A 5,037-nucleotide genomic window follows, 5' to 3' on the forward strand; every position below is an offset into this window, starting at 1 on the left:
GCCGGCTGCAATTCGAACGGGAACGTGGCGTGCCCGATCTCGACGCCCTGCGTGTTGCGCATCGGCGGCCGATGGAAAGCGGCCAGTTGCGCGCGCTGCTCGGCCGTGCCGATCTGCAGCCGCTCGAGGAGTTCGCTGACGACCATGTAGAGCACGTCGAGATTGCCGTCCTCGATCTTCACCGAGATGCCGAGCGCGCCATCGGCGCCCAGTTGCCGCGTGCGCGCCGACGCACGCACGCCGATCCCGTAGCACGCATCGGCGCCGAGCTTGCCGACCACCTGCCCGTCGAACGCTTTCATCAGCACCGTGCAATAGCGCCCGTCGCCGGCCACCAGTTCCGGATACGCGGTCATCGCACGATGAATGCGCGCCAGCGCGCGCACGCGATCGCTGATTGCGTCACCGCCCGCCTCCACCGTATCCGCCCCGTCGGCCAGCGATGCGTACAGGCGCGCCAGCCGGTCCAGCGGAAACGCCGGCGTCGGCAGGTTGCACCCGTCGATCGCCCAGCCCACTTCGTCCTCGCGCAGCCCGCACGCATCGGCCATCACCTGTTTCACGCGCACCTGCATCGGATGCTCGGGCAGATGGTAATCGGCGATCGCGGCGCCGATCGCCTGCGCGCCGGCCAGCATCCCGACATGCTTGCCCGAACAGTTGCTGCATACGCCGGTCGGCGTGTAGTCGCGCTTGATCCACGCGCGGTACACCGCGTCGGACAACGGCGGATGGCCGCCGCAACGCAGGTCCGATTCGTGCGCGGCGACTTTTTCGAGCATCGCGCGCGTGCGTTCGATATGCCGGTCCTCGCTGCTGTGCGACGCGCACATCAGCGCGATGTCCGCATCGTCGAAGCCGAAGCGCTCGGGCGCGCCCGTCTCGATCACCGACAGCGCCTGGGCCGGCTTCGCCGCCGACCGCGCGAGCGTCATCCGGAACGGATTGCCGAACCGGGCCAGCAGCCTGCCGCGTGCATCGACCACCGCCACATCGGCGACGTGCGTGTTCTCGATCGCCTTGCCGCGGTACGTGACGACTGCTGCGCGTTGGGTGTCCATCTTATGTTGTCTCCATGCTCGGGGCCTGCTTGCCGGGGCCCTTCCAACCGGTACGGCAGTGTAGCGAGTCGCCGCGCCACGCGCCGGCCCGGCCATGGAAAGCGGTGTTGCATATGACGCAAAGGCGATCGCGCCCCCACGAAGACCTGACCGAATTAGTACAAAAACCATTCAATCGTTTACAGAATTAGTACCAATCCGTAGAATTGCGACCGCAAACGCGAATCATACGCATTTACATTGACGTTTTCCGATGTTCCGCACTGCCCGGCCTGCATCGAGAAGACGCGCCTGCTCACCGAATCTTCTGCTGCCTCTCGATATGCCCGCCCAGTTCAAGACGAGGCCTCGCGCCCTCGTGTCGGCGCTGACCTGCTCCGTTTTCCTGACCCCGCTGCTCGCCTCCGCCGAAACGGCACCGCCCCCCGCCGCCGACCGGCCGGCCCCGTCCGCCGACGTGCAGGCGACGCTGCCGACGATCACGATCCAGTCGTCCGCGCCGTCGGACATGCAGGTGAAGCAATCGCCGTCGTACAAGTTCACCGCGCCGCTGCTCGATACGCCGCGCTCGGTCACGGTGATCCCCGAGCAACTGATCAAGGAAAAGAACGTCACGTCGTTCGCGGACGCGCTGCGCTCGGTACCGGGCATCACGTTCCTCGGCGGCGATGCGGCCGCGAACCCGTCGGCCGACCGCCCGGTGATCCGCGGCTTCGAATCGCGCAACTCGATCTTCGTCGACGGGATGCGCGACTCGGGGCTGCAGAACCGCGAAACGTTCGCGGTCGAGCAGATCAGCGTGATCAAGGGCCCCGATTCGGTCTATGCGGGCCGCGGCTCGGTGGGCGGCAGCATCGACATCGTCACGAAGACGCCGAAGAACGACGATTTCATCAACAGCAGCATCGGCTTCGGCACCGACGGCTACAAGCGCGCGACGGTCGACGCGAACCGCAAGATCAACGACACGACGGCCGTGCGCCTGAACGTGATGGGTCACGACGCGAACCAGGCCGGCCGCAACGACGTATACAACAAGCGCTGGGGTGTCGCGCCGTCGATCGTGTTCGGGCTGAATACGCCGACCACGGTCACGATCAGCTACTACCACATGAACTCGTACGACATGCCGGACTTCAGCGTGCCGTTCCGCGCGTCGGGCGGCACGCCGGTGCCGACCGATCGCGGGCAGTTCTTCGGGTTGAACACGCGCGACTACCGCTACGGGCAGACCGACACCGCCGAAGTGCGCGTCGAGCACAAGCTCAACGACGACTGGAAGCTGAAGAACACGACGATGTTCGGCCGCTCGACGCTCGATTACGTCGCGACGAACCCGCAGATCCTCGCGTCGAACCCGAACATGCTGAGCCTGCAGGCAAAGAGCGGCAAGTACGCGCTCAACGGCTTCTCGAACCAGACCGAGGTGACCGGCAGCGCGAGCCTGTTCGGCATGAAGCACACGATGACGGCCGGCGTCGAGTTCAGCCATGAACAGGCGCGCTACGAGGGCTACCTCGTGTCGGATTCGGCCGGCCACAACATCCGCTCGGGCGGCCCGTGCTCGGTGGCCGGCAACTGCACGCCGCTCGCGGGCGGCTGGAACCCGAACATGCCGTGGACCGGCAGCATCGTGCTGAACGGCGACAAGGGCTTCCCCGGCGCGACGACGAACACGCGCACCGACACCGTGTCGGCGTACATCTTCGATACCGTGAAGCTGTCCGAGCGCTGGCAGTTCAACACGGGGCTGCGCTTCGACCGCTACGACACGACCGGCAAGCAGGCCGGCGTCGCCGACCTGTCGAACACGTCGAACCTGTTCAGTTACCAGTTCGGCCTCGTGTTCAAGCCGGTGAGCAACGTGAGCCTGTATGCGTCGTACGGCACGTCGTCGAACCCGCCGGGGTCGAACGGCGGCCTCGGCGGCGGTACCGACCAGATCACCGCGACGAACCAGGACCTCGCGCCGGAGCGCTCGCGCAACATCGAGATCGGCGCGAAGTGGGACGTGCTGCGGGATCAACTGTCGCTGACGTCGGCGCTGTTCCAGACCGAGAAGACCAACGCGCGCGTGAGCGACGGCCTCGGTCACACGGTCAACGCGGGCAAGCAGCGCGTGCGCGGTTTCGAATTCGGCTTCGCGGGCAACATGACGCCGAAGTGGCACGTGTTCGGCGGCTACTCGTACCTGAACGCGATCACGACCGACGCGGGCCCCGGCAACCCGGGCGCATCGGGCCTGCCGATGGTGATGGTGCCGAAGCACAACTTCACGCTGTGGACGAGCTACGACGTGATGCCGAAGCTCACGCTCGGCGCCGGTGCGACGGTGATGAGCCAGACCTATGCGTCGGTGTCCGCGACGACGAAGAAATGGACGCCCGGCTACGCGCGCTTCGACGCGGCCGCCACCTGGCGCGTGAACAAGACGATGGACGTCCAGCTGAACGTGCAGAACCTGTTCGACAAGAAGTATTACGCGAGCGCGTACCCGATCTACGCGACCTGGGCGCCGGGCCGTTCGGCGATGGTCACGCTCAACTTCTATCAGTAACGCGGCTGGCGGCGGGGGGGCGTGGTACGCCCCTCCTCGCCGCGCTCACCACGGCAGCGAATACGTCTTCACGTTCGTGAAGCTCTTCATCGCTTCCTGCACGCCTTCCTTGTACCCCAGCCCCGAATCCTTCACGCCGCCGAACGGCGTCAGTTCGAGCCGGTAGCCCGGCACTTCGCGCACGTTCACGCTGCCGACTTCCAGCTCGGTGATGAAGCGCGTGATGTGATCGAAGCGGTTCGTGCAGACCGACGACGACAGCGCATAGTCGGTGCTGTTCGACATCCGGATCGCTTCGTCGATGTCGCGGAAACGCATGATCGGCGACACGGGCCCGAAGGTTTCGTATTTCACGAGCGGCATGTCGGGCGTCACGCGATCGATCACCGTCGGCGAATACAGCGCGCCGTCGCGCACGTTGCCGACCAGCAGCCGGGCCCCGCGCGCGATCGCGTCGTTCACCTGCCGCTCGCAGAACTTCGCGGCCGCTTCGTCGATCACCGTACCCATGTCCACCGACGGATCGGCCGGATTGCCGTACGACCACGCACGCGTTTTTTCGACGACCAGCCCGGTGAAGCGATCGGCCACCGACTCGTGCACGAGCATCCGCTTGATCGCCGTGCAGCGCTGCCCCGAGTTCCTGTACGAACCCGACACCGCGAGCGTGCTCGCTTCGTCGAGATCGGCGTCTTCCATCACGATGATCGGATCGTTGCCGCCGAGTTCGAGCACCGCGCGCCGGTAGCCCATCCGCGCCGCGATCGACTTGCCGATCGATACGCCGCCCGTGAACGTGATGAGGTCGATCGCCGGGTTCGTGATCAGCTCGTCGGCGATCTCCTGCGGGTCGCCGGTGAGCACCTGCAGCATCTGCGGCGGCAGGCCGACTTCGTACAGGATGTCCGCGAACAGGTAGCACGACAGCGGCACCTTCTCGGACGGCTTCACGACGATCCGGTTGTTGGTCGCGATCGACGGCACGATCTTGTGCGCAACCTGGTTCATCGGGTGGTTGAACGGCGTGATCGCCGAAATCACGCCGAGCAGCGGGTCGCGCTGCGTGTACACGCGGCGCTTCTTGCCGTGCGGGGTCAGGTCGCACGAGAAGATCTGTCCGTCGTCCTTCAGCACTTCGCCGGCGCCGAACGTCAGCACGTCGGCCACGCGGCCCGCCTCGTACGTCGAATCCTTGATGCACAACCCGGCCTCGGCCGTGATCAGCGCCGCGATCTCCGCCGTGCGCGCACGCACGATGTCGGCCGCGCGGCGCAGGATCGCCGCGCGATCGTGGCGCGTGAGCGCCGGCCGGTATGCGCGCGCGGCCGCGAACGCGCGCCGCACGTCGTCGAGCGTCGCCTTCGGCACGGTGCCGACCAGCGCGCCGTCGTACGGGTTGCGCACTTCGATCACCGCGTC

The 5,037-nt window shown here is 66.4% G+C and carries 3 protein-coding genes; 1 reads left to right on the top strand and 2 read right to left on the bottom strand.

From position 1 onward, the window contains the following. Window positions 1-1,061: asparaginase (locus tag ABY44_RS18065; protein ID WP_060172523.1), on the bottom strand; the 1,061-nt coding region annotated here is incomplete at its 3' end. A 322-nt stretch (window positions 1,062-1,383) separates the two neighbouring features. Between ABY44_RS18065 and ABY44_RS18070 the strand changes: the two genes are divergently transcribed. Further along, the gene (locus ABY44_RS18070) at window positions 1,384-3,618 is read left to right on the top strand and encodes a TonB-dependent receptor (protein ID WP_060172521.1); all 2,235 of its coding nucleotides are present in this window, start codon (window positions 1,384-1,386) and stop codon (window positions 3,616-3,618) included. Window positions 3,619-3,663: 45 nt separating this feature from the next. Here the strand turns inward: ABY44_RS18070 and phnY are convergent. After that, window positions 3,664-5,037: phosphonoacetaldehyde dehydrogenase (gene phnY / locus ABY44_RS18075; protein WP_431641527.1), on the bottom strand; the 1,374-nt coding region annotated here is incomplete at its 5' end.

It is taken from the genome of Burkholderia sp. ZZQ-2 (genome assembly GCF_050768715.1).
In the GTDB taxonomy this organism is placed as follows: Bacteria; Pseudomonadota; Gammaproteobacteria; order Burkholderiales; family Burkholderiaceae; genus Burkholderia; species Burkholderia cepacia.

What these genes read in the sequence shown, in the direction of transcription:
- ABY44_RS18070 (WP_060172521.1), top strand. Translation starts at nt 1,384, where the DNA reads ATGCCCGCCCAGTTCAAGACGAGGCCTCGCGCCCTCGTGTCGGCGCTG.